Consider the following 25,224-nt stretch of genomic DNA (forward strand, 5'->3'; position numbering starts at 1 on the left):
ATACGGTTATCCTACGAATGCAATTTTCAGAATGGCGAAGAGACAGAGCCCCGCCATCAGGATCGAAAAGAAGGTATTCAGCATCAGTAGGCCGATCTTGGCAAACTCGCCGTGAACGTAGTCCTCGATGATGACCTGCATGCCGAGCCGCATGTGAATGATGCCGGACACGACCATCAAACCCATGATGACTGCGACAAGCGGGTTCGACAGGGCGTGAACCACGTCGGAATAAGGCTCGCCCGCGTGGACGATCATGAAAATGATGAAGAAGAGAAAAAGGGGCACATTGGCAACCGCAGTGACGCGCTGGCGCCAGAAATGATCGGTTCCTTCCTTGGCCGAGCCAAGGCCGCGAACCTTACCCAGGGGGGTGCGCATATCCATGAGAACAACCTTCAGAAGCGAATAAGGAAGCCGATCACCCAGACCAGTACGGTCAGACAGAGCGATATGACGATCGAGGCCTGGGCCATCCTGGTCGAGACTTCCTTGTCGAAGCCGTAACCGAGATCCCAGACGAAGTGACGGAAACCGCCGACCATATGGTGCAAGAGAGCCCAGGTATAGCCGAGCAACACGAGCTTGCCGACGATGCTGCCGAGGATCCAGTTGACCCAGTCATAGTAGGCTTGACCGGTCGCAGCCGCGATCAGCCACCAGGCGACCAGCAGCGTCCCGACGTAAAGAGCGCCACCGGTAATGCGGTGAACGATCGACATGACCATGGTGGGGATTGGTTTGTAAATTTGCAAATGCGGCGACAGGGGCCGGTTATTTGTCACATTCGCCATCAGAACCTCGCGGCGTCTTCTCTGCGCTCCCGACATCAGGGAGCATTCAAGGCGATCACACGAAGGACAAATTTGTTTGTGTGCGTCGCATCAATGGCGACGTTTAATCACGTAAGCCCCTAACGACAAGTATAATTGCAACCCCAATTTAATTTAATCGATTTGCGTCTCTGGGTGGCGCGAACTGCGCTTGACGGCCGGCCTGGCTCCCGACGCAAGCGGCATGTCGGGGTGTCTTCTGGACAATTAGCTGCTTTTGGCGCATTTTACGGTTAACGCTTTGTTAACAGTTCCATTTTGGAGATCCGCGCGATGCTGAAGCTTGCCTCCGTGCTCGTTTCCCTTGCCGCTGCCGCTTTGATCGCAATGCCGACCTCCGCCGGCGATTTCGGCCACAATTCGTTCTCTCGCCACGGTGGCAAGGTTTTCATTGGGCATCGTACTCCCATGATCCTCGGCCGGCCGTTTCGTGGCTTGAACCATGGGCGCCCACATTTCGCCGATGGATACGGCCGGTTCGGCTATGGCCACGGTCGCACGCCTTTGATCAAGCGCGCCTCGTTTCCTTATCGCGGCTACAATGGCTATGGCGGCGGTTACGGCGGTTATGGTGGACGCAATGTAATCGTCGTCGTTGCGCCACAGAGCGGCGGAAGCATAGGCGGTACCTATGCGGGATCGTCCTACGTCTACGACAGCGACGGCGGAACTTACGCGGTCGGCAGCAACTATGGCTTTCCGGTGCCAGTCCAAACCACCGGTCTGGCGCCAATGGCCAAGGTCATCAGCGTGACGGCAAAGAGCAGCGCTTGCTCCTACGAGGCAGGTGTTTGTGTGATCAGGCCGTAAACCGCCAAACAGTTGTTTTCTTCACCTCGCTGTCCTCAAGTGCCCGCGTAACCGGGACTTGATAGGCTGCGCAGAATTCCAGCCGCTCCCTGGGAAGGTAGGCGCGGCCCGGATCGCCGACGAAGACCGTGATGCCCTGGCGACTGAGCGTCTCGAACCACGGAACGATCGCCGCAGCAAAATCGCAGTCGTAAAAGACGTCGCCGGCGAGCAGAATATCTGCTTCGACGAGGATGCCGATCAGATCGGCATCGCTGAAATCGACCTCGACCTTGTTCAGTCCGGTGTTGAGCCGCACAGCGGTTTTGGTCCAGGGATCGATGTCGGCGGCAACGACTTTGGCCGCTCCGGCCATTTTTGCCGCGATCGCGACAAGGCCGGAGCCCGTGGCGAAATCGATAACGCGCTTGCCGGCAACAGTATCAGGATGGTCGAGAATGTACCGCGCCAGTCCCTGACCGCCCGCCCAGGCAAACGCCCAGAACGGCGGCGGCAGACCGATCTCCGCGAGTTCCTCTTCCGTCTTCAGCCACAAGTCATGTGCCTCAGCCGCCAGATGCAGCCGAATCTCCGGCACATGCGGCGGCGCCATCACGCCGGTATTGGCGCGGATGAAGATTTCGGGATCGGTCTTCAATGGTCGCTCAACGCGGCGGATTGTCGAGCCCGCCCAAGCGGCAGATCTCCAGATACTCCTCGTCCGTGACCGGCTGGACCGAAAGTCGCATGGAGGTGACGAGCGACATCTTGGCGAACTTCTCGTTGGCCTTGATGTCCTTCAGCGAGACCGGCTTGGGGATGTCGCAGACGGCGCGAATATCAACGCAGTCCCAGCGGTCATCGCCCTTGGCGGTCGAGTCAGGGTGAGACAGTGCGCAGACCTCGACGATACCGACGATCTCGAGGCCCTCGTTGGAGTGATAGAAGAAGCCCTTGTCCCCCAACTGCATCGCCCGCATGTTGTTGCGTGCGAGATAGTTCCGGACACCGGTCCATTCGGTGCCCTTCTCGCCGGCAGCCTTTTGCTGCTCCCACGACCAGGAAGCGGGTTCGGATTTGTAAAGCCAATGCGCCACGCTCATGCCTCCGGATTGTTGAAGACCCAGTTGAAGGGCTTGATATCGACGCTCTCAAAAAGACCGGCCTTGGTGTAGGGATCGCTGTCGGCCAGCGCCTTAGCTGCTTCGATCGTATCGGCATGAATGATCACGAGGCTGCCGCAGGGCTTGCCTTCGGCGTCCAGAAACGGGCCGGCCATCTTCAGCACACCCTCGGCATTGAGCTTGTTGAGGTGCTCCACGTGGGCGGGTCTCGCCTCCATGCGAACGTTGAGATGATCGGGTTTATCCTTGCAGAGGAGAGCAAAAAGCATATCGGAACTCCTATTCAGTCGTTATCGGACGCGTCATGAGCTGATCGATGGCCTCGGCAATGCCGAGCTTGCCTTCGATGATGGCGGACACGGCATCGGTAATTGGCATGCTGACACCAAGAGACTGTGCCAGGCGCGATGCCACGGCGGCGGCAAACGCACCCTCGACAAGTTCGCCATGGGAGGGGTCGACCGTCTCGCCGCGACCGAGCGCGATCCCGAAGCGCAGGTTGCGCGACTGATGGCTGGTCGCCGTCAAGACCAGATCACCAAGGCCGGAGAGGCCAGGCACAGTATCCGCCTGCCCGCCTTTGGCGACGACAAACCGCGACATCTCGGCAAGCCCGCGGGCAATTAGCGCCGCGCGCGCAGAGTCGCCGATCCCTGCGCCCTCCACGATCCCGCAGGCGATCGCCAGGACATTCTTCAGTGCGCCGCCAAGCTGGACGCCGATCCGATCAGACGAGGCATAGAGCCGGAACGTCCGCCCGGAAATGGCGTGGGCCAGCCTTTCGGCAACGTCTATATCCGCTGCAGCGATCGCCATCGCCGTTGGCAGTCCCTTGGCAATGTCGGCAGCAAAGCCGGGCCCCGACAGTACGGCCACGGGGTGACCCGGAATTTCGCGCTCCAGCATGTCGGTCAAGAGGTTGCCTGTCGCCCTCTCGATGCCCTTCGCGCAGGTCACCACGATGGCATTGCTTGCAAGATAGGGTCGGTACTGCCTCGCCGCATCCGCCTGTGCCTGCGACGGCATCGCGAAAAGCACGATCTCCGCATCAGAAATTGCATCCGGTTCGGCGGAAAAGCCGAGCGACTTCGGCAAGGCAATGCCCGGCAAGGCCGCGTCATGCCGGTGCTCGGCCTTCAGGTCGGCGATCAACTCAGGATCGCGGCCGACCAGCGTGACTGCATTGCGCTCCGTCAGGGCAATCACTGCGGCAAGCGCCGTTCCAAAGGCGCCAGCGCCGACGACAGCAATCTTTTCGCTCATGCTTTCGCTCCACGCTTGCCGAAGCCAAGCAATGTCTCGGCACTTGAATCCAGCGGCCAGCGCGAGCGCGGCTGCACATCGAGATCATCCGGCTCGACGCCCGTTGCCATGCGCTCCAGACCTGCCCAGGCAATCATCACAGCGTTATCCGTGCACAAATGCAGCGGCGGCGCGACGAAACGAAAGCCATGCTTGTCGCAAAGCGACTGCAAGGTACTGCGAACCTCCAGATTGGCCGCAACCCCACCGGCAACCACAAGAGCCGGTCGACCGTCGACGTTTGGGAATTCGGCCTTGAAGCGCTCGAGCCCACGGCCAATGCGATCCTTCAGCGTGCCCGAGATTGCCTTCTGGAACGAGGCGCAGATATCCGCGACATCCTGCTCCGTCAACGGCGCGATTTCGCTCGCCGCCTGACGCACAGCCGTCTTCAGGCCGGAGAACGAGAAATTGAGCTTTGGCTCTCCAACTAGCGGTCGCGGAAAGTTGAACCGATCGGGGTTACCGCTCTTGGCGGCGCGCTCGACCGCGGGTCCGCCGGGATACGGCAGACTCAGCAACTTCGCCGTCTTGTCGAAGGCCTCGCCAAGCGCGTCGTCGATCGTCGTACCCCAGCGTTCATATTGTCCGACGCCGCGCACGAGAATAAGCTGCGTATGGCCGCCGGACACGAGCAGCATCAGATAGGGAAATGCAAGCCCGTCCGTCAGCCGCGCCGTCAATGCATGCCCTTCGAGGTGATTGACCGCATAGAGCGGTTTCCCGGACGCCTTGGCGATCGCTTTGCCGGTCATGAGCCCGACGAGCAGACCACCGATCAGCCCAGGCCCCGAGGTTGCCGCGATGGCATCGATATCGGAGAGTGACACATTGGCGCGTTTCAAGGCCTCGTCGATCAGCGTATCGAGGGCCTCGACATGGGCGCGCGCGGCGATCTCGGGCACCACGCCGCCGTAAGCGCTATGCTCTTCGAGCTGGCTCAAGACAACGTCAGAGCGCACTGTCGGCTGCCCGTCGATAGCACGCTCGACCACTGCTGCGGCGGTTTCGTCGCAGCTTGTTTCGATGCCGAGGATGCGTAGAAAGGGCGCCATGAAACCTGATCGTTGATTGCGATGGGTCTTAAACCCGTTTACGAGGAACTCCGGTAACAACGGATCAATGCGGATGCAAACAAAACCTTTCCGGATCGGCACCCGAGGTAGCCCGCTGGCGCTCGCCCAGGCTCACGAAGCGCGTGACAGGCTGATGGCAGCGCATGGGCTTCCCGCAGAGATGTTCGAAATCGTCGTTCTCAGCACCAAGGGCGATCGCATCACCGACCGCTCGCTGGCCGAGATCGGCGGCAAGGGGCTTTTCACCGAAGAACTGGAACAGCAGCTTGCAAGCGGCGATCTCGACATTGCCGTGCATTCCGCCAAGGACATGCCGACACGACTTCCGGAGGGGCTCTGTCTTTCCGCCTACCTGCCACGCGAGGATGTCCGCGACGCGGTGATCGGGCGCACGGCGCCGAAGCTGATCGATCTGCCACATGGCGCAACCGTTGGCTCTTCGTCGCTCCGCCGCCAGGCGCTGATCCGCAGAATGCGGCCCGACATCAACGTCATTACCTTTCGCGGCCTTGTCGATACGCGACTGAGAAAGTTGCAGGAAGGCCAGGTCGACGCCACGCTACTTGCGCTCGCCGGCTTGAAGCGTCTCGGCAAGGTCGACGTGATAACCGATATTCTTTCGGCGGATACCTTTCCGCCCGCACCGGCACAGGGGGCGATCTGCATCGAAAGCCGCATTAGCGATGCCCGCGTCGACGACCTGCTTGTACCCATCAATGATGCCGCGACCTTCGACGCGGTTTCCTGTGAAAGGGCTTTTCTCGCCGCTTTGGATGGCTCCTGCCGCACGCCAATCGGCGGCTATGCCATTTGCGAAGGCGACCAGGTTCGCTTTTCCGGGCTGATCATCACGCCTGACGGTCGCAATCAGCACGCTGTCAGCGTCGACGGCCACAGGCGCGACGCGGCCGCCCTTGGCACCCGTGCCGGGCAGGAAATCCGCGCACGCGCCGGCAGCAGCTTCTTCGACGACTGGAGTTGACGCTTCGATGCGCGTGCTCGTGACCCGTCCTCAGCATTCGGGCGAGCGCACCGCCAAGCGTCTTCGCGAGTTGGGGCACGAGCCCATACTGCTGCCACTGTCGCGACCGGTTCACGACGCCAGTGCGGCGCTGCGCGGCTTAACCACGACCAAGGGCAGCATAGCGATCACCAGTGCCGAAGCGATCAGGGCGCTTACATCGCATGCAGCCGAACTTGCCATCCATCGTGCGCGCCCCGTCTTTGCGGTCGGCGATGCAACGGCCGAAGAAGCGCGGAAGATCGGCTTTACCTCCATCACCGCATCAGGCGGCAGCGGCACCGACCTTGCCGAGACAATCGCGAAACAGGCAGGCGGCGCTGTCGTCTATCTCGCCGGCTCGCCAAGAGCAGCGACCTTCGAGAAGCGTGCGCAGGAAATGGGTCTGCAGATCGTCGTTGTGGAATGTTACCGGATGGAGCCGATCGAGCCCTCACCTCAAACGTTGGAAACGATCCTCATCGATCAACGGCCCGACGCGGTGCTCCTTTATTCACGCCAAACGGCTGAAAATTTCTTCCATGTGGCCGCGGCACTGATGCAGGACGGCAGCACGGATGGAATGCGCTTTCTTTGCCTCAGCAAGTCCGTCGCGGAGGTGATCCCTGCGCCGCTGCAGAGTGCGGTCAGCATTGCGGAGATGCCGGAAGAGCGCAGCCTTTTGTCGCTCCTTTGAACGCAAGCGCGCCCAAATTTTATCAAACCTCTTTCCTTGAATAGCATCACTGACTAGTTTCGTTGCAATGCATCAGTAAGAGGATCTCATGGCACCAGGAAATCCGCCTCGCCACTCGAAGAACACCGAAGAGCCGGTCACCATCGATCTGGACGCGCAGGAATTTGCTTCTGCCAAGGATGCCGAAACGAAAGCCGATAAGCCGTCCGAAGCGCCCGATACGAACGCTGCGGACGAGCCTCCAGCACAGCCCGACCTGACCAGCGAGCCGTTGCCCGAAGAAACGCTGGTGGCCGCTGCCGAACCCTCACCAGAGCCGCACGAGCCAAGCAATCCCGTTCCGCCAGCACCGCCCGCCGCCCCACCGCACAGCGGTACGTCGGGCCTGATCGCAGCCGGGATCGTCGGCGGCCTGATTGCGCTTGTTGGCGCAGGCGCCATTCAGTATGCCGGCTACCTGCCAAGCTCATCGGCGCCTGCGACACCATCGGCTGACGTCGCCAACTTCTCCGCCGAGATCGACGGCCTTAAGCAATCAGTCGCCAATCTCGCCGCCGCTCCGCCCACCTCCGACACCGGTGCGCTGGAACAACGTATCGCGGCATTGGAGGCGACGACCAAGAAACCGCCCGCTGCGGCCGACACGACTGCGGTCGATGCTCTCAATCAGAAGATTGCAGATTTGACCGGCCAGGTCGATCAACTGCGTGGCGCCGTCACTCAAGCGTCGGAGCAGAAATCCTCCGACAGCGCGGATATTGAGCAACGCCTTGCCGAGGCGGAAAAGAAGCTCAATGAGCCACGGCAGGATGTCGCCGTCGCCCGGGCGATCGCCGCCGCCGCGCTGAAGGCAGCAATTGATCGCGGCGGTCCGTTCGTCGCCGAACTCGACACCTTTGCAGGGGTTTCCCCCGATGATCCGGCGACCGCGGATCTGCGCAAATTTGCGGAGACCGGCGTTCCCTCGCGTGCCGAGTTGGTCCGCCAGGTGCCGGATGTCGCAACAGCAATCGTTGATTCCGTCAATCAGACCGATGCCAACCAGAGTTGGTCCGACCGGTTGATGGCGGGCGCCAAGTCGCTTGTAAAGGTCCGGCCTGTCGGCAACGTCGATGGCGAAAGCGTCGAAGCGATCGCCGCACGCATGGAAGACAAAGTGAAAAACGGCGACCTGCAGGGCGCCGCATCGGAATGGGCCGCCTTGCCGGCTGAGGCCAAACAGGCCTCCGCCGCATTCCAGCAATCCCTGGAAGCCCGCATCCGCGTCGAGGATCTCGTGGGCAGCGCAGTGTCCAAGGCTGTTTCCAACGCTGGCAAGGAGGGCTGAGGCATGATCAGGCTCGTCGTATTCGCCCTCCTCGTTCTGGCGCTTGGCTATGGATTTTCGTGGCTGGCCGATCGCCCGGGCGATCTTTCGCTGATTTGGGAAGGCCAGCTCTACCAAACCCGGCTCATCGTCGCTGCGAGCGCCCTGATCGCGCTCATTGCGGTCGTGATGATCGTATGGTGGCTGCTGCGAACAATCTGGACGTCGCCCTATTCCGTCACCCGCTATTTTCGCGCCCGCAAGCGCGATCGCGGCTATCAGGCGCTGTCGACTGGCTTAATTGCAGCAGGCGCGGGCAACGCGCTGATGGCTCGCAAAATGGCCGCCCGCTCCCGCGGTTTGATCCGCGCCGATCAGGAGCCGCTGATCGCACTTCTCGAGGCGCAGGCCGCGTTGATCGAGGGCCGCCACGACGAAGCGCGTGCCAAGTTCGAGGAAATGACAAACGATCCCGAGACTCGCGAACTCGGGTTGCGTGGGCTGTATCTCGAAGCCAAGCGCCTCGGCGCCAACGAAGCGGCCCGGCAGTATGCCGAAAAGGCTGCCGACAACGCGCCCTATCTGCCATGGGCCGCCCAGGCAACGCTCGAGTATCGCAGCCAGGCCGGGCGCTGGGATGATGCGATGCGGTTGCTGGAGCAGCAAAAGGCAGGTCGCGTCATCGAAAAGGCCGAGGCTGACAGGCTTCGCGCCGTTCTGTTGACCGCTCGCGCCACCGAGAAACTCGAGAACGATCCGGCGGGCGCGCGCGACGACGCTACGCATGCCCTCAAGCTTTCGGCCGACTTCGAGCCTGCCGCAATTATCGCCGCGAAAGCCCTGTTCCGTGAAGACAAGCTGCGCAAGGCGGCCTCCATCCTCGAACAGGCATGGAAGTCGAACCCGCATCCGGACATCGGCGGCACCTATGTGCGTGCGCGCAGCGGCGATTCTGCTGCCGACCGCCTCAAGCGCGCCGAGCGCCTGGAAGCAATGCGGCCAAACAACGTCGAATCTCTGCTCCTGGTCGCTCAGGCCGCTCTCGACACTCAGGATTTTGCCAAGGCCCGCGCCAAGGCGGAGGCCGCCGCCCGCATCGAGCCACGCGAAGCCGTTTTCCTGCTGCTTGCCGACATCGAGGAGGCCGAAACCGGCGATCAAGGTCGTATTCGCCACTGGCTTGCCCAAGCCCTGAAGGCTCCGCGCGATCCGGCATGGGTGGCGGACGGTTTCGTTTCCGACAAATGGTTGCCGCTCTCGCCAGTCAGCGGTCGATTGGACGCTTTTGTCTGGAAAGCGCCGTTCGACCACGTGGACAAGGCAGTTGACGAAAGCACAACGATCTCGATCGACAGCGCTCTGAAAACGCTCCCCCCCGTGCGCGAAGCCCGTTCTGAAAACCTGGCAAGCGATCATCGCATCATCGAACTCGAGCGGGCTGCAACGATCGCCGAGGCGGCGCGACCGTCTCCGAAGCAGCCGGGAACAAGCAAACAGCCGACTGACGCAGCACCTTCACCCGAACCGCGCCCCTTCTTTGGCGGCCTGCCGGACGATCCCGGCGTTCGCAATCCAGCAGCGGAACCAGAACCCAAGACACGGCTCCGCCTTTTCTAATTAAACAGGACCTAAATGTTCGAACGCTTCCAGGAATTCTTTCAGAATCTGACTTCCGACAACACAAAGAAGGGCTTTGCGCCCGACGATCCGCGCATCGCTGTGGCCGCGCTCTGCATGCAGGTCATGGAGGCCGATGGGCAGGTCAAGGACAGCGAAACGAAGCGACTTCGCAAGCTGCTGAAGGATCAGTACGGGCTCGATCGCAAGCAACTCGACGCGCTGATCGCCGCCGGCCAGGAGGCGGAAAGCGATGCCGTCGACTACTACCGCTTCACCTCGGATCTCAAGCGTCACCTTAACACCGAACAGCGGCTCGAGCTGATCGGGGTTCTCTGGGACATCGTCTATGCCGATGGAGAGCGTAGCGAGATGGAGGATGATGCGATCTGGCGCATTGCCGAGCTTCTCGGTGTCTCCGCCCGCGAGCGTATCCAGAAGCGGCAGGAGGCAGCGCGACGGGTCACGGATGCCGAGGTGGTGCAGGACGATGCCGACTGACCGTTTACCGGAGGACGACAAACGTCCCGTCTTGATCGTCCTCCATCAGGAGCGTTCGAGCCCCGGACGGGTCGGTCAGCTACTGGTCGAGAAGGGATACCGGCTCGATATCCGACGCCCGGTTCTCGGCGATAGGCTTCCCTCGACGCTTGCGGAACATGCGGGTGCCGTCGTCTTCGGTGGTCCGATGAGCGCCAACGATACAGATGACTTCGTCAAGACGGAAATCAATTGGCTCGATGTGCCGCTCAGAGAAAAGCGTCCACTGCTCGGCATCTGCCTTGGCGCGCAGATGCTTGTCCGGCAACTCGGCGGCAAGGTCCAGGCAAATGCCGACGGCTCCACCGAAATCGGCTGGTATCCTTTGCGCCCGACCGAGAAAGGCCGCCTGCTGATGCACTGGCCGAGGATGGTCTATCACTTTCACCGCGAAGGCTTTGACCTGCCACACGGAGCGGAATTGCTGGCTGAAGGCGACACCTATCCCAATCAGGCCTTTCGTTATGATGGCCATGCCTGGGGGCTCCAGTTCCATGCCGAGCTGACACGCGCGATGATGCACCGCTGGGTGGTCCACGGCGCTCATCGCTTCATACTTCCGAATGCGCAACAGGGCCGTGAACACCTGGAAGGACGCATGCTCTTCGACGCGCCGCTAAAGGCATGGCTGAGTGAGTTCCTCGATATTGTTTTCGAGGCCAAGAAATCCGTCGCAACGTCCAAGGCCGTCCTTTCCGCTTAGCGGCGTGCGCCCTGCACCGCGGCGTGCTAGGATCGCCAACGACCACTTTGGCGATACCCGCCAGTAAGAATGTTCCGATCCAAGATCAGATCTTCGGATTTCCGTACCCGAGCAATGACGAGCAAAGCTATCTCCGGAGGAATTCCATGGCCAATTACGAGCAGAGACTTGCCGCGTTGGGATTGGTTCTACCGCAGCCATTGAAACTGCCTTCCAATATGGTCCTGCCATTTCCGTGGGTGAACGTGCGCGGTAATCGCGCATTCGTCTCGGGTCACGGCCCACAGAATACCGATGGTACGCCTGCAGGCCCGTTCGGAGCGGTTGGTGAGAACATCTCCATTGAGGAGGCCAAGGCATCCGCTCGGAAAGTAGCGCTTTCCATGTTGGGCAGTCTGAAGCGGGAACTAGGCAGCCTTGATCGCATTACTGGCTGGTGCCGCGTTTTCGGTATGGTGAATTGCGCGCCGCGCTTTGCCAATTCGCCGGCCGTCATCAACGGTTTCACCGAGCTGATCATCGAAGTGTTCGGACCGGAAGTCGGTAGCCACTCCCGATCAGCGATTGGCGTTGCCGGCCTACCGCTGAACTTTCCCGTCGAAATCGAAGCAGAGGTCATTATCTCGACCTGAAGACCGTCACGCCTGTCCAAGCCGCTCGGGCGCATCAAGGCTGTCGATCTTGCGCAGCTTAGGAAAGCTCGTTGCCCAAATTGCCGCTACGGCAAGTGTCCCAATGCCGCCAATGACAACCGCAGGGACGGCGCCAAAAATGGACGCCATGGTGCCGGCGCGAAACTCTCCGAGTTCATTGGAGGCGCCGACAAAGACCATGTTGACGGCATTGACTCGGCCGCGCAATTCGTCCGGCGTCCAGAGGGCGATCAGGCTTTCCCGCACATAGACGGAAATCATGTCGGCCGCCCCCATGATGGCCAGCGCTGCGATCGATAGTTCCGTGCTGGTCGAGAATCCGAACGCGATGGTGCCAATACCGAACAGGGCAACGCCGATGAACATGGCAACGCCCGCACGATGCCTGAGTGGATAGGCAGCGAGAAAAATCGCCATTGCATGGCGCCGACCCCGGGTGCCGATCGCAGGAGACCAAGCCCCCATGGGCCGAGGGTCAGGATATCCCGCGCAAAGATCGGCATCAGTGCCGTCGCGCCACCGAGCAGCACCGCAAAGAGGTCCAGCGATATGGCGCCGAGTACGACCTTCTCGGCACGGATGAAGCGGAAGCCACCGAGGATCATATCCCAGCTCTTGGCTTCGCCGGTCGTTTTCTGCGGCGGTTTGGGGATCATGTAGAGCAGTGCTGCGCCCAGTGCGGCGAAGACAACAGCAACCGTGTAGGCCGTGTGAGGACTGATGCCATACAAGAGACCGCCGAGAACCGGTCCTGTAATCGCCGCTAGTTGCCATGAGGACGAATTCCAGGCGATGGCATTCGACAAGTCTTGTGCTGGCACAAGGTTTGGTGCGAGCGACTGAACGGCCGGCGACATGAAGGCGCGTTCGATGCCAAACACCAGCAGCACAGCAAATACCGGTAGTGGCGAGAACGTGCCCGTAATCGTCATCAACAACAGTGCGAGCGTGCACAGCGCGCTTACGAGCGAGCAAAGGGCAGCGATCGCACGCCGGTTATGCCGGTCGGCGACCGACCCCGTGACAAGGATCAGTACCAAGGACGGCAGAAATTGCACCAGGCCAATCAGGCCGAGATAGATGGCGCTGCCGGTCTGATCGTACATCTGCCAGCCAACTGCCACGCTGACGATCTGTTGCGAAAAGGACAGGAGAAATCGTGCGAAGAAGAACCGAGTATATGAAGGATGCCGGAACGCGGCAAAACGGTCTCCGGTTGGCGAAAAGGACATGAGGGCTTTCCAGGACAACAGGCCAGACGCCAACGCACGACGCCGCTGTTAAACATGATTTACAATGCGTTTCGAGACAGCACTTGCTCGTTTAGTCGCCAATGTCTACATGTCTGTCAACAACGAACTGGAGATTGCAATGCTTGCGCTTTTTCAAACCATTGATTTGGCTTTGAATCTCTATACTTGGGTGCTGATCGCCAGCGCCATCTTCTCCTGGCTGTATGCGTTCAACGTAATCAACTCCAGCAATCAGTTCGTCAATTCGGTCGGCATGTTCCTCTACAACGTCACCGAACCGCTGCTACGGCCGATCCGTCGCGTGCTGCCGAACCTTGGCGGTATCGACATTTCGCCAATCATCCTGCTGCTGATCATCTTCTTCGTGCGCTCGCTGATGTGGAATTCGATCTTCCCGCTGGTGGCATGAACCGGCCCTGGGCTGCTTTCACCGACCACATATCTCTGGCAGTTCGCTTGACGCCCAACGGCGGGCGCGATGCCATTGACGGCATTGAAGTAGACGCCGAGGACAAGTCTCACCTCAAAGCCAGGGTGGCTGTGGCTCCCGAGAAGGGTAAGGCGAACAAAGCCTTGATCGCGCTCATAGCGAGGTCGCTTGCGGTCGCGAAATCATCCGTCAGTATCGCCTCCGGCGACACATCGCGTAAAAAAATCCTCCGGATCGATGGCGACCCGGAGGATTTGATCAGGAAATTGAGTGCTCGTCTCGAAAGCTGATTACGCTTTTTCCTTCTTGGCGCGTTCGATCGCCTCGAGGATCAGTGCGCCAGCTTCCTTGGAATCGCCCCAACCAAAAATCTTCACCCACTTGCCGGGCTCAAGATCCTTGTAATGCTCGAAGAAGTGCTCGATCTGCTTCAGCGTGATATCCGGAAGGTCGGTGTAGTCCTTCACCTTCTCGTAGCGCAGCGTGAGCTTCGGCGAAGGTACGGCGATGATCTTCTCGTCCTTGCCGGAATTGTCTTCCATCTTCAGAACGCCGATTGGGCGCACGTTGATAACACAGCCCGGAACGAGCGGACGGGTGCTGGCGATGAGGACGTCGATCGGGTCGCCGTCTTCGGAGAGCGTATGCGGCACGAAGCCGTAGTTGCCCGGATAAGTCATCGGCGTATAGAGGAAGCGATCGACAACCAGCGTACCGGCTTCCTTGTCCATTTCGTACTTAATCGGGTGGCCGCCGACGGGCACCTCAACGATGACGTTGACATCTTCCGGCGGGTTCTTGCCAATGGAAACGGCGTCGATGCGCATAGAGCTTCCCTCTAAAGGTTAAGTCGATGGTTGCCAGATACTGGGAATCATCCCGCAACGCAACACGCCAATGTGGATTGGGCCCGTCTAAGAGGTCGTCAAGGCGACACGCGACTTCTCTGTTGTTCCCTTACAAGGGGCCGACCGGATCCGAACGACATCCCCTGTCGGCCTGACTGGCGCAGGCAATCGCCGAGCCAGCTCAACCCTGCCCACAAGCGTTGGCCAAGCATGATGCGACGCTGGAGCTGATGGGCAAGTATGCCGCTCAATAGACCGGACACGACCGATACTGCGACCGGTAGCGGCGCGTTAAAGGTCGCGGGATCGGCGCTATCAAACAGGGCCTCCGGCAGAATCCGGTGTAGCAGGTAAATGTGATAGCTCCCGGCAGCGATCGCAACCAGCACGGCGGCAAGCGTCGCGGGCAGCTTGACCCGAGGCACGTAGAGAAGGACGGCAAGTACCGGCAACTGCATACCATAGAGGACCCAGGACCCTGACCAGTTTCCGCCAGTATAGGCCATAAGCGGCATGACCGCGCATCCGGCGGCGATTACCGCAAGTCGTCGGCTCCTCGAATTTGCAAAAGCCGCGCACCATCCGAAAACCGCAAGGTGCAACACCCAGGCAAGGGTGAATATCTGCCGCTGCCCAACTGGCGAGAGCGCCGGGACCGCGAAATGCGCGAGGACGGCAAACGCCAAAAACAGCATGCCGAAACGGAAAGGATCCCTTGCCGCAGAACGGCGAATGCTCGGCACAGCAAACAAGGCTCCCCAAAGCACCAGAAGCTGCGCGAAAGCCTCCACGAACCAGTAGAGATAAGGCAGCATTTCATGTCGATCAGGCTCAGCGAAGCCAAGGTTGCCGACCAGGAAGACCGAGGCCCACGGTATTGCACCCCAGGCAATACTGAAACCCAGGACGACAAGGTAGTAGGGCCAGAGAACTAGGCTAAGCGGCAGCAGAAAACGCCTCAGGTCCCCGGCGAAAAGCGCACTGGACTGGAAGCGCGCCAGCCCGTATCCGCACAGCACCAACATTGTGCCCGCACCGCCAGGAATGGGCCACGGCGTGGCGTGATGGAGCACCACCAGCAGGATTGCAATGGATTTCAGGAGAATGTCACTGGCGATCGTTCGTTGGGGGCTCGACGAATGCGATAGACCCGCCAGCACACCGACAGTTATCTTTTCCCAACCATCCGGCACCCTGCCAAGCAGCCGCTCGAGACCGACTGTAAGCTCGAGATAACGCAACGAATCCCCGCCAAGCTCTGCAAAGCTGTCGTTGGGCGAGACGCGTCGGGGAAAAAACACTTCGCGAAACAGGCTCAAGACCGTGGCTTGCTCGCACGCCGTCGGGGATTCCATGCGTAGGCGGAGGTGTGCGTAGTCAATCTTACCGTTGGCAAGCCGCGGCAGCTCCTCAAAGCCGATCGCGCGCACCTGTGGCAAGCCGATGCCTGCAATCACCGCCAGCGCCTCACGAACATCCTCCTCGCGTTGCGACCCTGCAAAGGCCGCAAGCAGCTGCTGGTCGTTGCCCACGACCGCGGCTGTGATGCCTTTCGCAGCCAGCGCTGCTTCAAGCGCATCGTGGCCGAGACGGACACCGCCGATCTTGGACATCCGCCGCAAACGGCCCGTGATCCGAAACAGTCCGTCCGCATCGCGCGCGGCCAGATCACCGGTCCGAAGCTCCTCAATATCAGCACCGCGCGCCAGATCTTGACGGGTGTCGGCGTAGCCGAGCATGACGTTGGGCCCACGATAGACCAGCTCGCCGGCAACGTCGGTGTCCGTGATTATTGCACCCTTCTCGTCGACCAGCCACAGCTCACCGCCCGGCACCGCGGTCCCGATCCGATCTGCACTCCCAGGCAGATGCTCAGGAGGGACGTAAGCAATTCGTGCGGTCGCTTCTGTCTGTCCATACATCACGTAGAAGCGCTGCCCCTCGTATTGCAGCCACCCGTGGTAGCGCCGCACCGCCTCCAACTCCATACGTCCGCCGGCAACCGTCATGAAGCGAAGATCGGGATAGTGCTGCTCGCGAAACCCGCGTTGCTCGAGGAGCTCGTAGGAATGCGGAACACCTGCGAAGTTGGTGCATCGGGCGGCACTGAAATCATCGAGGAATGTCGGTTCAAGGACAGATGTACCTGGCACCCAGATCGCGGCACCGACGGCAAGGTGGGAATTGAGAACAGACAAACCGTATGAATAGTGAAGCGGCAGGACCAGCGCACCAACATCGCTTTCCAGCAGTTCAAGATAGTCGGCAATCTGCTCTGCGTTGGCGGCCACCGCTGTCTTCGACAACCTCACGGCCTTTCCACTGCCCGTACTACCCGATGTCACAAGCATGAGGGCAAGATCAGGATGCACCGCCACATCACCGGAATTGAGGTTTGTTTCGGTGAGCCGCCAGCGCCGACCCTCACGGCGGTAGACGATCTCGGGCGCAAACCGCTCAAGGAAGGATGACCAGGCGACGCGGTCCTCAGACGGCAGCAATGCAACCGCGTGCCCGCCGGCAAGGGCTGCGAGATAGGCAATAATTGAATGCTCCGAATGCGCAGCTTCGATGGCCATCAGCTTTTTGGTTGGGCCCAGAGCGCGGCCGAGTGTTGCGACGCGATCGGCAAGCTCGCTGTAAGTAATGGCGGGTCGGGAGGGCAGCAGCAACGCGGGCCGGTCACCCCCGCGGTCGAGACGCGTCCAAAAGCCATCCAACATGCTTGTCCCCCTCACGCGCCAAGAGCGTGAGCCGCGACTTATATAAGTTGAATGTTATTTGCAAGTTTTCGTGACGACGGCAACTGTCAATTTCGCTGGAAAAAACGATAGGGAAAGGAAGATCCTCAACCCCAGATGAAGCCGATCTTTTTTAGCTGCTTCTGGTCGAAGGTTTCCATGCCTTCGCAATAGTCGATACCACCATGGCTGCGGTAGAAGTGAGCCCCGTTCTCGTTCTCCTCAAGGCACCACACAACCAGCCCTTTGCAGCCCAATGACTTCAGAAGGCGTCTCGCTTCGCCGAAGAGCATATGTCCGAGGCCAATGCCCTGATATTCTGGGCGAAGGTAGAGTTCGTAGATCTCACCTTCCTGAGGCAGGGCGCGGGCGCGATTGAGGCCAAGCGTTGCGTAACCAGCGACCGTTCCGGCAACATCGAGAACGAGAAGCGTTGCCGGCCCTCGGGTGGCCTTGCGCCACCAATTCTCACCGCGACGCTCGATCATCTGTCGCAACGCACGGTGCGGGATGATTCCCGCATAGGTGTGCTGCCACGCAAGCCGATGCACCTCCGAAATAGCTCGGGAATCGTGCGGCTCGGCCCGCCGAACATCGATCGACAACGTCTTCATAACGCGTACTCTGGTCCGATTGCCGGCAATTAACCATATGCGTCCGGCGCATTCAGGTCGCTTGCCCACAGACTTAACATGTGGACGACAACTGAAATTTAACGCTTCTTTAACTATTGCGACAAGCCGGATTCGACGCGGCACACAATAAAAAACCCCGGCACGGTGGCCGGGGTTTTGGTGTTCAGAATGCCTGGATGACTCAGGCCGTCTTCGCCTTGGCGAAGCGCTTGCGATCGTTCGCATCCAGATACATCTTGCGCAGACGGATCGACTTCGGCGTCACTTCCATCAGCTCGTCGTCCTGGATCCAGGAGAGAGCGCGGTCGAGCGTCATGCGGATCGGCGGCGTCAGCTTGACGGCTTCGTCCTTGCCGGCGGCGCGGATGTTGGTCAGCTGCTTGCCCTTGAGGACGTTGACCTCGAGGTCGTTGTCACGGCTGTGGATGCCGATGATCATGCCCATGTAGACCTTTTCGCCGGGCTCGATCATCATCGGGCCGCGATCTTCAAGGTTGAACATGGCGTAGGCAACGGCTTCGCCCGGAGCGTTAGCAAGGAGAACGCCGTTCGTACGGCCACCGATTTCGCCCTTGAAGGGCTGGTAGTCCTTGAACAGGCGGTTCATCACGGCGGTACCGCGCGTGTCGGTCAGCAGTTCGGACTGGTAGCCGATCAGGCCGCGGGTCGGCGCGTTGAACACCAGGCGAACGCGGTTGCCGCCCGAAGGACGCAGCTCGGTCATTTCAGCCTTGCGCTCGGACATCTTCTGCACGACGACGCCGGAGTGCTCTTCGTCGACGTCGATGACGACTTCTTCGATCGGTTCCATCGTGTTGCCGCTGTCATCCTTGTGCATGACGACGCGCGGACGCGACACGGCGAGCTCGAAGCCTTCGCGGCGCATGGTTTCGATCAGAACAGCGAGCTGCAATTCGCCGCGGCCGGATACGTAGAACGAATCCTTGCCTTCGGCTTCTTCGATCTTCAGCGCGACGTTGCCTTCGGCTTCCTTGAACAAGCGGTCGCGGATGACGCGCGAGGTAACCTTGTCACCCTCGGTGCCAGCCAGCGGGCTGTCGTTGACGATGAAGGACATGGTGACGGTCGGCGGATCGATCGGCTGCGCGGTCAGCGCTTCGGTGATCGCCGGATCACAGAAGGTGTCGGCAACCGTGCCCTTGGAGAGGCCGGCGATCGCGACGATGTCGCCTGCATGCGCTTCGTCGATCGAGGTGCGCTCGATACCGCGGAAGGCGAGGATCTTCGAGATACGACCGCTTTCGATCAGCTTGCCATCCTGGCCGAGAACCTTGACGGCCTGGTTCGGCTTGATCGAGCCGGAATTGATACGGCCGGTGATGATGCGGCCGAGGAAGGGGTTGGCTTCGAGGATCGTGCCGATCATCGTGAACGGGCCATCGGCAACCGTCGGCTCCGGAACGTGGTTCAGCACGAGGTCGAGCAGCGGTGCGAGACCCTGGTCCTTCGGGCCCTCAGGATTGACGTTCATCCAGCCATCGCGACCCGAACCGTAGAGGATCGGGAAGTCGAGCTGCTCGTCCGTGGCGTCGAGGCTGGCGAAGAGGTCGAACACTTCGTTGATGACTTCCTCGTGGCGGCCATCGGGACGGTCGATCTTGTTGATCGCGACGATCGGACGGAGGCCGACCTTCAGCGCCTTGGAGACGACGAACTTGGTCTGCGGCATCGGGCCTTCCGACGAGTCGACCAGAACGATCGCGCCATCCACCATCGAGAGAATACGCTCGACTTCACCGCCGAAGTCGGCGTGGCCGGGGGTGTCGACGATGTTGATGCGAACACCCTTCCACTCGACCGAGGTCGCCTTGGCAAGAATCGTGATGCCGCGCTCCTTTTCCAGGTCGTTGGAGTCCATGACGCGTTCTGCAACGCGCTGGTTCTCGCGGAACGAGCCGGACTGTTTCAGGAGTTCGTCAACCAGTGTCGTCTTGCCATGGTCAACGTGCGCGATAATCGCGATGTTGCGAAGTGCCATATGTCTATATCTCTGAAGCTGGGGCGCCGCGCTGGGAGAAGGCGCCAATTTCATTTGGGCGGCTCATACAGTGTTTTTCGCGTTTGCGAAAGGGGGGAGGCCGGATTGCCTGCCATGCATGGACGTCAACTCGATATCTGCGGATCGAGCGTCGTCCGCCACAGCTCGGTATCGTTCCGATCCATCAGCCTCACGGTCAGTTGCTCGGTCTGCCCATCGATGTCGACAAGCCCGAAGAACTGCATGCCGGCCGAGGGCGGCAGGTTCTGCTCCGCACCGCCAGGTGCGGCTTTCATGAACTTCACCTGCGGCCCGAAAGTCATGTCGAGTTCCTGCTGACCATAGGTTCCGGAATGTAACGGACCCGCCACGAACTCCCAGAACGGCAGGAACTCATGGAACTTCGCCTTACCTGGATCGTAGTAGTGCGCAGCCGTATAGTGCACGTCGGCTGTCAGCCAGATCATGTTCGCTATGCCGGCATCGCGGATGAAGCGCAGCAGATCGGCAAACTCAAGCTCGCGACCGCGCGGGGCGCCATTGTCACCATTGGAAATCGACTCGCTGCCCGTCCGGTGACCGTAATCGTCCCAGATCACCAACCCGATCGGCAGATCGCAGGCGATGACCTTCCAGGTCGCTGTCGAGCGCACCAGCTCGCGCTTCAGCCACGCCACCTGCCGCTCGCCCAGAAGCCGACACTCCGGGTTTGGCTCGACATCCAGCCCATGACTGTTCGGGCCACGATAGGAGCGCAGGTCGATGAAGAAGACGTCGAGCAGTGGACCGTAGGACACCTTGCGATAAATCCGGCCCGGCTCATCGGCCACGTAACGAATTGGCGTCATCTCATGAAAGGCACGGCTTGCGCGGGATGCAAGCGTGGCGATCGATTTTTCCTTGTAGCGATCATCGTCGCGAAGGTCGGTCGAGGGCGACCAGTTGTTCAGCACCTCATGATCATCCCATTGATAGAACACCGGACAGACCGCGTTGAACGCCTTCACATGGTCGTCGAGCAGATTATAGGCCCACTGGCCACGAAACTGGTCGAGCGTCTGCGCAATGTCGCGCTTTGCTTCGGTGACGATGCGGTTCTTCCAGACACTACCGTCTCGTAGCCTGACCTCATCGGCAATGGGATTGTCGGCATAGATGGTGTCGCCGGAGTGGATCATGAAATCCGGCCGGTGGTAGGCGATCGTCGAATAGGTCCGCATCCCCTCGTCATCAATGCCCCAGCCCTGGCCGGCCGTATCCCCCGACCACGCAAAACGGATGTTGCGTTTACCCGCCGGCGCCGTGCGAAACTGTCCATGGATCGGCTCCGACAGATCGTTGACGTCCTGCAGGTCGGCCGCACGGAAGCGATAGAATATCTCCTGATCATCAGGGAGATTCTGGAGCAGCAACTTTCCCGCCAGATTGGTATCCGGCGTCACGTCAATGGGCGCGACGCGCACCGCATTGGCGAACCGGTCGCTCGTCGAATACTCGACATAGAGCCGTGCCGGCCGGCTCACCTGCGCCCAGACCACGCCCGAATTCGCATCGACATCGCCGGATTGCACGCCCGCAGTAAAGACTGGGCGACTGGACGAGCCGCGTGCGTAATAGGGCATCGCCAGCCCGGCCAGTGCAAATCCGCCAACGGCGCCCATGGATGAAAGGAAGCGTCGACGGGTCGTTTCAGTCAATGTCATGCCAAGGTCTATCCGGCTAACGGGAGGGCCGAACCTATGGCGGCTGTCATGTCATTCGCTTGAAGGTGGCATGACCGTTTTTCGAAACTTCAGCGACAGTTTTGTTACGAGAGCGCCGCTGGCGAGGCGCTATTCCGCCACCAATCCGCTGCGGCGAAGCAGCGTCAGCAGCAGAAGCGGCAAAAGCGTCGTGATGAGGATGGCGATGAAGGCCATCGCCATGCCGAGGCCAATCGACCCCTGCTCGAACTGCCGCCAGATGAAGGTGGCGATCGTCTGCATGCCGACAGGTGCGACGACGACCGAAGCCACCAGTTCGCGCGACGCAAGCGCAAAGACCAACAGCATTGCGGAAGCGAGGCTCGGAAAGACGAGCGGCAGGAGGATGCGGCGGAACGCAGTCACTCCGCTTGCACCAAAGACCCGAGCCGCGGCTTCCAGGCTGTCCCCGATCTGCTGGAATGCCGCCGTCGTGTAACGCACGGGCTGCGGCAGCAGGATGCAGCAATAGGCGAGAAGCAGGATAAATGCCGTGTTGTAGGGGGTCGCCGGCAGCCAGGGCATGTTCCAGGCAAGGATCAGGCCGACGGCAACAACGATGCCTGGCAGCGCATTCGGCAGGATCGTCATCGTGTCGATCGCCACGCGCCCGCGGATCTTCGTCTTGACCACAGTATAGGCGGCCAATACGCCGATGAGGCCGGTAATCAACGCCGTGCCGATGCCCAGCGAGAAGCTGTTGAGAAGCGCGCCCAGTGCACCGGCGCTGTTGTTGAAGACGGACAGGAAGTTCTCGACGCTGATGTTGTCGAGCGCCAGACCACCCGAGATCGTGCGCGACAGTGCGGTGAACAGGATCGAGAGCAGCGGCACGCCCGTCGCAAGGAAGGCGACGACGGCGAAGGCGATCATCACGGGAACCTTCATCGCCCCAAGCGGCCGCTTGTCCTTGGCAGCGGGTTTGCCGCCCACGGTCTGATAGGACCGCCGGGCAAGGATCCATCGCTGCAGCAGGAAAGTCAGCAGCGACATGACGACAAGCAGGATCGACAGGATCGCGGCCCCCGGCAGATCGATCGGCCAATCCGAGATCCGCAGGTCGATACCGGTGACCAGCACCTGGAAGCCGGCGCGACGACCAAGCGCTGCCGGCGTACCGTATTCCTCGATCGCTGCGGCAAAGACCAGCATCAGGCTGGCAACGAGCCCGGGCGCCGACAGTGGTAGCGTGATCCGAAAGAACGCCCGCGCCGGCGATGCGCCGAAGACGCGACCGACGTCCGCATAACGCGCACCAACAGCCTCGACCGTGCGCGATACTGCGAAATAGACGACGGGAAAAGTGTTGAAGGCCATGACCATGGTCATGCCGAACAGCGAAAAAAGAGAGGGTGCGAGGTTGAATCCCGCGATCTGCTGAAGATAGCCGCGCGGTTGCAACGTCATGATCCAGCCAAGTGTGGCGATGTAAGGCGGGATCATGAACGGAACGAGCAGCAACACATCCCAGAGCGGCGCGAGCGGGATGCGATAGAGCGCCCGAAACACGCCGAGCGGCACCGCCACCAGCGCCGAGGCCAGCACCACGCAACTGCCGAGCAGAATGGTGTTCCCGGCCATGCCAACAAGCGCGCTATCGAAAAGTGTCGCAACAAGCGAGGAGAAAGGGCCCGCGAACGAGCCCTGTCCGAGGTTGGGAAAGATGCCCTGAAGCACAACGGCGATGAATGGAACGCCGACGATAACGATCAACCCCGCGATCGCCAGCCAGGCGGCCGGCGCAGCGCCGCTACCATCGTTCGTCCTCATCGCCCTGTCCTTACTTGCCGCCGAACGTGTCGGTGACCTGCTTCAGCGTTTCCTTCCGCTTGCCGTAGACAGCAGCAGTGTCGTACTTCAGCAGCTTCAGATCGCTGATCAGCGGACGGCTTGCCGGAATGTCGCTACGAGCCGGCATCAGCATCTGGTCGGCAACAAGCTTCTGGCCTTCGTCAGAGAGCATGTAGTCGATGAACTTCTTCGCCTCATCCTGGTTCTTCGACCAGTTGAGGATCATGGCCGGACGCGGCGCGATAACAGTGCCGGATTCTGGGAAGATCACATCGATGTTCTCGCCCTTTTCCTTGGCATTGAGGGTGATGTAATCAACGGCGCCGAAGACGGCAGCCTTCGCACCCTGCAGAACCGGGTTCAGAGCCTCGGCATTGGCACCCGCGATGATGGCGCCGTTGTCCTTCAGATCCTTGAAGAGCTTGAAGTCATCCTGGCCGGCAAGCGCCGCCGTCAGCTCGAAGGACGAGCCGGACTGCGCCGGATCCGGAATGTTGACGAGGTCTTTGTATTCAGGCTTCGTCAGGTCGGCCCACTCGGCCGGCTTCGGCGTGCCGCTCTTGGTGTTCCAGGCGATGCCGAGCGCCGAGATCCCCTGGGCAACGGCCGTGTCGGTTTTCAGGAAGTCAGGAACCTTGGCGGCGTTCGGGCTGGTGTAGGACACGAGCCAGCCGCGCTTGGCGAAGTCGGTCGCCGTATCCCAGGAAGCCGAAATAAGAACGTCGACGACCGGGTTCGAGGCTTCGGCCTCGATACGGGCCATGACCTTGCCGGTCGTTGCTTGGAAGACGTTAACTTTGACGCCCGTCTGCTTGGTAAAGCCGGCCGACATTTTGTCGATCAGCCCCTGCGGACCAGCGGTGTAGACCGTGATGTCGGCGTGGGCGACGCCCGCCATCAGCGTTGCGGCGAGAACGCCGAAAGTGATGCTCTTCAACGACTTAAACATGCTCCAAATTCTCCTCTTTGGACGACTGAACCTCTTTGCCGAACCACCGGATCTGGCCGGGATCGATCGACAGACCGATGCCCTCGCCGGGTCGCAGCTTGGCGCGGCTCAAAACCTGCAATTCGATTGTCTCGGCGCCGACCAGAGAGACGGTCGCCAGATGGCCATCGCCGCGGAACTGCGAGCGCAGCACCGTTGCGGCAAGCGTGCCCGGCAGGATCTCTCCCGCGGTGATCGATCCGGTGGGAATGAGGACGCGAACGGCGCAATCGACGCCATCGGCACCGCGCAGCAGGGCGAGGCCGCTGCCTTTGAAGAACCAGTGTTCATCACGATACTCGAGCTCAGCAACGCCGCCGAGGCGCAGGAAGTCGGCGACCTCAGGCGTTGCCGGCTTCTCGATCAGCTCATCGGGCGATGCCAACTGCTCGATCAACCCACCACGCATGACGGCGACGTCGTCGGCCAGCGTCAGCGCCTCGCTATGATCGTGGGTGACATAAATTGCCGTCAGGCCGAGCGTCGCGATCAGCTCGGCAAGTTCGCCGACCATGTTCTCGCGCAACTCGCGATCGAGATTGGACAGCGGTTCGTCGAAGAGAATGAGCTGCGGCTCGGCAACGATCGCCCTCGCAATCGCGACACGCTGCTGCTGACCACCGGAGAGATCGCTCGGTCGGCGATCGGCATAAGCGCCGAGACCGACGCGTTCCAACGCCCGCATTGTCCGGGATCCCCGCTCGGATTTGCCGATACCGCGCATTTCGAGGGGAAAGGAGACGTTGCCGCCAACGGTCATGTGCGGCCAGAGCGCATAGTCCTGAAACACCATGCCGAGATTGCGCTTTTCCGGCGGTGAGAAGGCGCCGCTTGCGGCATCGGCAACTGTGCGTCCGGCAATCGCGATCGAACCTCTCGTCGGCGCGAGCAATCCCGCGACGAGTCTCAGCAGAGTAGTCTTTCCGCAGCCGGACGGCCCAAGCAGCGCCAGCGTCTTTCCCTTGGAAAGCGAGAGATCAATACCCTTCAGAACGGGCGTCGACCCATAGTGCAATTCCACGCTGGCCGTCGAAACGGCCGCATTGGTCTCTGAAGGTTGAGGGGTCATGAAAAAACCGGCATCGGTTGAAAATCGATGCCGGTTGCTTATTAATCTTCAATGACAGTCATGTGACGAAGCGGCAAGATGCCATCTT

The 25,224-nt window shown here is 60.6% G+C and carries 25 protein-coding genes and 1 pseudogene; 10 read left to right on the forward strand and 16 right to left on the reverse strand.

Annotated elements, in window-relative coordinates; translation table 11 throughout:
* Positions 1-6 precede the first annotated feature (6 nt).
* The gene (gene sdhD, locus FHX16_RS07175; RefSeq protein ID WP_183755182.1) at positions 7-387 is read right to left on the reverse strand and encodes a succinate dehydrogenase, hydrophobic membrane anchor protein; all 381 of its coding nucleotides are present in this window, start codon (positions 385-387) and stop codon (positions 7-9) included.
* A gap of 11 nt (positions 388-398) precedes the next feature.
* On the reverse strand, positions 399-794 hold the full coding sequence (sdhC, locus tag FHX16_RS07180; protein WP_183755181.1) for a succinate dehydrogenase, cytochrome b556 subunit: 396 nt from the start codon (positions 792-794) through the stop codon (positions 399-401).
* Positions 795-1,106: 312 nt separating this feature from the next.
* Here sdhC and FHX16_RS07185 point away from each other — a divergent pair, with 312 nt between their 5' ends.
* A complete protein-coding gene (locus FHX16_RS07185; RefSeq protein WP_259126872.1) occupies positions 1,107-1,643 on the forward strand; it encodes a hypothetical protein in 537 nt (178 codons plus the stop codon).
* Here the strand turns inward: FHX16_RS07185 and FHX16_RS07190 are convergent.
* From FHX16_RS07190 to tsaD, 5 genes are read right to left on the reverse strand one after another with little or no spacing between them, the layout of a single operon-like run.
* Positions 1,633-2,280: a methyltransferase gene (locus FHX16_RS07190; protein WP_259126873.1), complete on the reverse strand. Its 648-nt coding sequence runs from the start codon at positions 2,278-2,280 to the stop codon at positions 1,633-1,635. The two genes, FHX16_RS07185 and FHX16_RS07190, sit on opposite strands and share 11 nt — an antisense overlap.
* Positions 2,281-2,287: 7 nt before the next feature.
* Entirely contained in the window at positions 2,288-2,719 is a 432-nt protein-coding gene (locus tag FHX16_RS07195) for an EVE domain-containing protein (RefSeq protein WP_007794193.1), read from the reverse strand.
* A 2-nt stretch (positions 2,720-2,721) separates the two neighbouring features.
* Positions 2,722-3,015: a YciI-like protein gene (locus tag FHX16_RS07200; RefSeq protein WP_114714021.1), complete on the reverse strand. Its 294-nt coding sequence runs from the start codon at positions 3,013-3,015 to the stop codon at positions 2,722-2,724.
* A gap of 10 nt (positions 3,016-3,025) precedes the next feature.
* Positions 3,026-4,009 carry an NAD(P)H-dependent glycerol-3-phosphate dehydrogenase gene (locus FHX16_RS07205; protein WP_259126875.1) on the reverse strand — a complete coding sequence of 328 codons (984 nt, stop codon included), beginning with the start codon at positions 4,007-4,009 and terminating at the stop codon, positions 3,026-3,028.
* Positions 4,006-5,103: a tRNA (adenosine(37)-N6)-threonylcarbamoyltransferase complex transferase subunit TsaD gene (gene tsaD, locus FHX16_RS07210; protein ID WP_259126876.1), complete on the reverse strand. Its 1,098-nt coding sequence runs from the start codon at positions 5,101-5,103 to the stop codon at positions 4,006-4,008. The genes FHX16_RS07205 and tsaD overlap by 4 nt, the downstream gene beginning before the upstream one ends.
* Positions 5,104-5,176: 73 nt before the next feature.
* Between tsaD and hemC the strand changes: the two genes are divergently transcribed.
* The 7 genes from hemC (at position 5,177) to FHX16_RS07245 (ending at position 11,619) form a co-directional block, all read left to right on the forward strand.
* Positions 5,177-6,106 carry a hydroxymethylbilane synthase gene (hemC, locus tag FHX16_RS07215; RefSeq protein WP_183863713.1) on the forward strand — a complete coding sequence of 310 codons (930 nt, stop codon included), beginning with the start codon at positions 5,177-5,179 and terminating at the stop codon, positions 6,104-6,106.
* Between the two features lie 7 nt (positions 6,107-6,113).
* A complete protein-coding gene (locus FHX16_RS07220; protein ID WP_183863714.1) occupies positions 6,114-6,821 on the forward strand; it encodes a uroporphyrinogen-III synthase in 708 nt (235 codons plus the stop codon).
* An 88-nt stretch (positions 6,822-6,909) separates the two neighbouring features.
* Positions 6,910-8,148, forward strand: coding sequence for a COG4223 family protein (locus tag FHX16_RS07225; protein ID WP_259126877.1), 1,239 nt, complete (start codon positions 6,910-6,912; stop codon positions 8,146-8,148).
* Between the two features lie 3 nt (positions 8,149-8,151).
* Entirely contained in the window at positions 8,152-9,744 is a 1,593-nt protein-coding gene (locus FHX16_RS07230; RefSeq protein WP_183863716.1) for a heme biosynthesis protein HemY, read from the forward strand.
* A 15-nt stretch (positions 9,745-9,759) separates the two neighbouring features.
* On the forward strand, positions 9,760-10,245 hold the full coding sequence (locus tag FHX16_RS07235) for a TerB family tellurite resistance protein (protein ID WP_183755171.1): 486 nt from the start codon (positions 9,760-9,762) through the stop codon (positions 10,243-10,245).
* Positions 10,235-10,987, forward strand: a complete 753-nt coding sequence (locus FHX16_RS07240) for a glutamine amidotransferase (protein WP_183863717.1) — start codon at positions 10,235-10,237, stop codon at positions 10,985-10,987. The genes FHX16_RS07235 and FHX16_RS07240 overlap by 11 nt, the downstream gene beginning before the upstream one ends.
* Before the next feature lie 146 nt (positions 10,988-11,133).
* Positions 11,134-11,619 (forward strand): RidA family protein, encoded by a 486-nt coding sequence (locus FHX16_RS07245; protein ID WP_016556604.1) that lies wholly within the window; start codon positions 11,134-11,136, stop codon positions 11,617-11,619.
* Positions 11,620-11,625: 6 nt separating this feature from the next.
* Here FHX16_RS07245 and FHX16_RS07250 read toward each other — a convergent pair.
* Positions 11,626-12,872: pseudogene (locus FHX16_RS07250) on the reverse strand (MFS transporter).
* Between the two features lie 139 nt (positions 12,873-13,011).
* Here FHX16_RS07250 and FHX16_RS07255 point away from each other — a divergent pair.
* Positions 13,012-13,302 carry a YggT family protein gene (locus tag FHX16_RS07255; protein ID WP_016556606.1) on the forward strand — a complete coding sequence of 97 codons (291 nt, stop codon included), beginning with the start codon at positions 13,012-13,014 and terminating at the stop codon, positions 13,300-13,302.
* A complete protein-coding gene (locus FHX16_RS07260; protein ID WP_183755168.1) occupies positions 13,299-13,613 on the forward strand; it encodes a DUF167 domain-containing protein in 315 nt (104 codons plus the stop codon). The genes FHX16_RS07255 and FHX16_RS07260 overlap by 4 nt, the downstream gene beginning before the upstream one ends.
* Here the strand turns inward: FHX16_RS07260 and ppa are convergent, their stop codons facing one another.
* The 8 genes from ppa to FHX16_RS07300 form a co-directional block, all read right to left on the reverse strand.
* A complete protein-coding gene (ppa, locus tag FHX16_RS07265; RefSeq protein ID WP_016556608.1) occupies positions 13,614-14,150 on the reverse strand; it encodes an inorganic diphosphatase in 537 nt (178 codons plus the stop codon).
* 98 nt (positions 14,151-14,248) lie between these two features.
* Positions 14,249-16,894, reverse strand: coding sequence for an AMP-binding protein (locus tag FHX16_RS07270; RefSeq protein WP_183863719.1), 2,646 nt, complete (start codon positions 16,892-16,894; stop codon positions 14,249-14,251).
* A 125-nt stretch (positions 16,895-17,019) separates the two neighbouring features.
* Entirely contained in the window at positions 17,020-17,526 is a 507-nt protein-coding gene (locus FHX16_RS07275) for a GNAT family N-acetyltransferase (protein ID WP_114714034.1), read from the reverse strand.
* A 202-nt stretch (positions 17,527-17,728) separates the two neighbouring features.
* Positions 17,729-19,546, reverse strand: a complete 1,818-nt coding sequence (gene typA / locus FHX16_RS07280) for a translational GTPase TypA (RefSeq protein WP_183863720.1) — start codon at positions 19,544-19,546, stop codon at positions 17,729-17,731.
* 125 nt (positions 19,547-19,671) lie between these two features.
* Positions 19,672-21,249 carry an alkaline phosphatase gene (locus FHX16_RS07285; protein ID WP_183863721.1) on the reverse strand — a complete coding sequence of 526 codons (1,578 nt, stop codon included), beginning with the start codon at positions 21,247-21,249 and terminating at the stop codon, positions 19,672-19,674.
* A gap of 129 nt (positions 21,250-21,378) precedes the next feature.
* A complete protein-coding gene (locus FHX16_RS07290; RefSeq protein ID WP_183863722.1) occupies positions 21,379-23,058 on the reverse strand; it encodes an iron ABC transporter permease in 1,680 nt (559 codons plus the stop codon).
* Positions 23,059-23,068: 10 nt separating this feature from the next.
* Positions 23,069-24,028 (reverse strand): ABC transporter substrate-binding protein, encoded by a 960-nt coding sequence (locus FHX16_RS07295; protein WP_259126882.1) that lies wholly within the window; start codon positions 24,026-24,028, stop codon positions 23,069-23,071.
* On the reverse strand, positions 24,021-25,136 hold the full coding sequence (locus tag FHX16_RS07300) for an ABC transporter ATP-binding protein (protein WP_183863724.1): 1,116 nt from the start codon (positions 25,134-25,136) through the stop codon (positions 24,021-24,023). The genes FHX16_RS07295 and FHX16_RS07300 overlap by 8 nt, the downstream gene beginning before the upstream one ends.
* Positions 25,137-25,224 lie beyond the last annotated feature (88 nt).

The sequence above is a fragment of the Rhizobium sp. BK661 genome, assembly GCF_024808825.1.
In the GTDB taxonomy this organism is placed as follows: Bacteria; Pseudomonadota; Alphaproteobacteria; order Rhizobiales; family Rhizobiaceae; genus Rhizobium.

Excerpts from the sequence above, each read along its gene's own strand:
- FHX16_RS07260 (WP_183755168.1), top strand. The coding sequence starts at position 13,299 with ATGAACCGGCCCTGGGCTGCTTTCACCGACCACATATCTCTGGCAGTT.
- FHX16_RS07290 (WP_183863722.1), bottom strand. The coding sequence starts at position 23,058 with ATGAGGACGAACGATGGTAGCGGCGCTGCGCCGGCCGCCTGGCTGGCG.
- FHX16_RS07255 (WP_016556606.1), top strand. The coding sequence starts at position 13,012 with ATGCTTGCGCTTTTTCAAACCATTGATTTGGCTTTGAATCTCTATACT.
- FHX16_RS07245 (WP_016556604.1), top strand. The coding sequence starts at position 11,134 with ATGGCCAATTACGAGCAGAGACTTGCCGCGTTGGGATTGGTTCTACCG.
- FHX16_RS07275 (WP_114714034.1), bottom strand. The coding sequence starts at position 17,526 with ATGAAGACGTTGTCGATCGATGTTCGGCGGGCCGAGCCGCACGATTCC.
- FHX16_RS07285 (WP_183863721.1), bottom strand. The coding sequence starts at position 21,249 with ATGACATTGACTGAAACGACCCGTCGACGCTTCCTTTCATCCATGGGC.
- hemC (WP_183863713.1), top strand. The coding sequence starts at position 5,177 with ATGCAAACAAAACCTTTCCGGATCGGCACCCGAGGTAGCCCGCTGGCG.
- sdhD (WP_183755182.1), bottom strand. The coding sequence starts at position 387 with ATGGATATGCGCACCCCCCTGGGTAAGGTTCGCGGCCTTGGCTCGGCC.
- typA (WP_183863720.1), bottom strand. The coding sequence starts at position 19,546 with ATGGCACTTCGCAACATCGCGATTATCGCGCACGTTGACCATGGCAAG.
- FHX16_RS07205 (WP_259126875.1), bottom strand. The coding sequence starts at position 4,009 with ATGAGCGAAAAGATTGCTGTCGTCGGCGCTGGCGCCTTTGGAACGGCG.
- FHX16_RS07200 (WP_114714021.1), bottom strand. The coding sequence starts at position 3,015 with ATGCTTTTTGCTCTCCTCTGCAAGGATAAACCCGATCATCTCAACGTT.
- FHX16_RS07220 (WP_183863714.1), top strand. The coding sequence starts at position 6,114 with ATGCGCGTGCTCGTGACCCGTCCTCAGCATTCGGGCGAGCGCACCGCC.
- FHX16_RS07185 (WP_259126872.1), top strand. The coding sequence starts at position 1,107 with ATGCTGAAGCTTGCCTCCGTGCTCGTTTCCCTTGCCGCTGCCGCTTTG.
- sdhC (WP_183755181.1), bottom strand. The coding sequence starts at position 794 with ATGGCGAATGTGACAAATAACCGGCCCCTGTCGCCGCATTTGCAAATT.
- FHX16_RS07235 (WP_183755171.1), top strand. The coding sequence starts at position 9,760 with ATGTTCGAACGCTTCCAGGAATTCTTTCAGAATCTGACTTCCGACAAC.
- FHX16_RS07230 (WP_183863716.1), top strand. The coding sequence starts at position 8,152 with ATGATCAGGCTCGTCGTATTCGCCCTCCTCGTTCTGGCGCTTGGCTAT.
- FHX16_RS07225 (WP_259126877.1), top strand. The coding sequence starts at position 6,910 with ATGGCACCAGGAAATCCGCCTCGCCACTCGAAGAACACCGAAGAGCCG.
- FHX16_RS07295 (WP_259126882.1), bottom strand. The coding sequence starts at position 24,028 with ATGTTTAAGTCGTTGAAGAGCATCACTTTCGGCGTTCTCGCCGCAACG.
- tsaD (WP_259126876.1), bottom strand. The coding sequence starts at position 5,103 with ATGGCGCCCTTTCTACGCATCCTCGGCATCGAAACAAGCTGCGACGAA.
- ppa (WP_016556608.1), bottom strand. The coding sequence starts at position 14,150 with ATGCGCATCGACGCCGTTTCCATTGGCAAGAACCCGCCGGAAGATGTC.
- FHX16_RS07240 (WP_183863717.1), top strand. The coding sequence starts at position 10,235 with ATGCCGACTGACCGTTTACCGGAGGACGACAAACGTCCCGTCTTGATC.
- FHX16_RS07300 (WP_183863724.1), bottom strand. The coding sequence starts at position 25,136 with ATGACCCCTCAACCTTCAGAGACCAATGCGGCCGTTTCGACGGCCAGC.
- FHX16_RS07270 (WP_183863719.1), bottom strand. The coding sequence starts at position 16,894 with ATGTTGGATGGCTTTTGGACGCGTCTCGACCGCGGGGGTGACCGGCCC.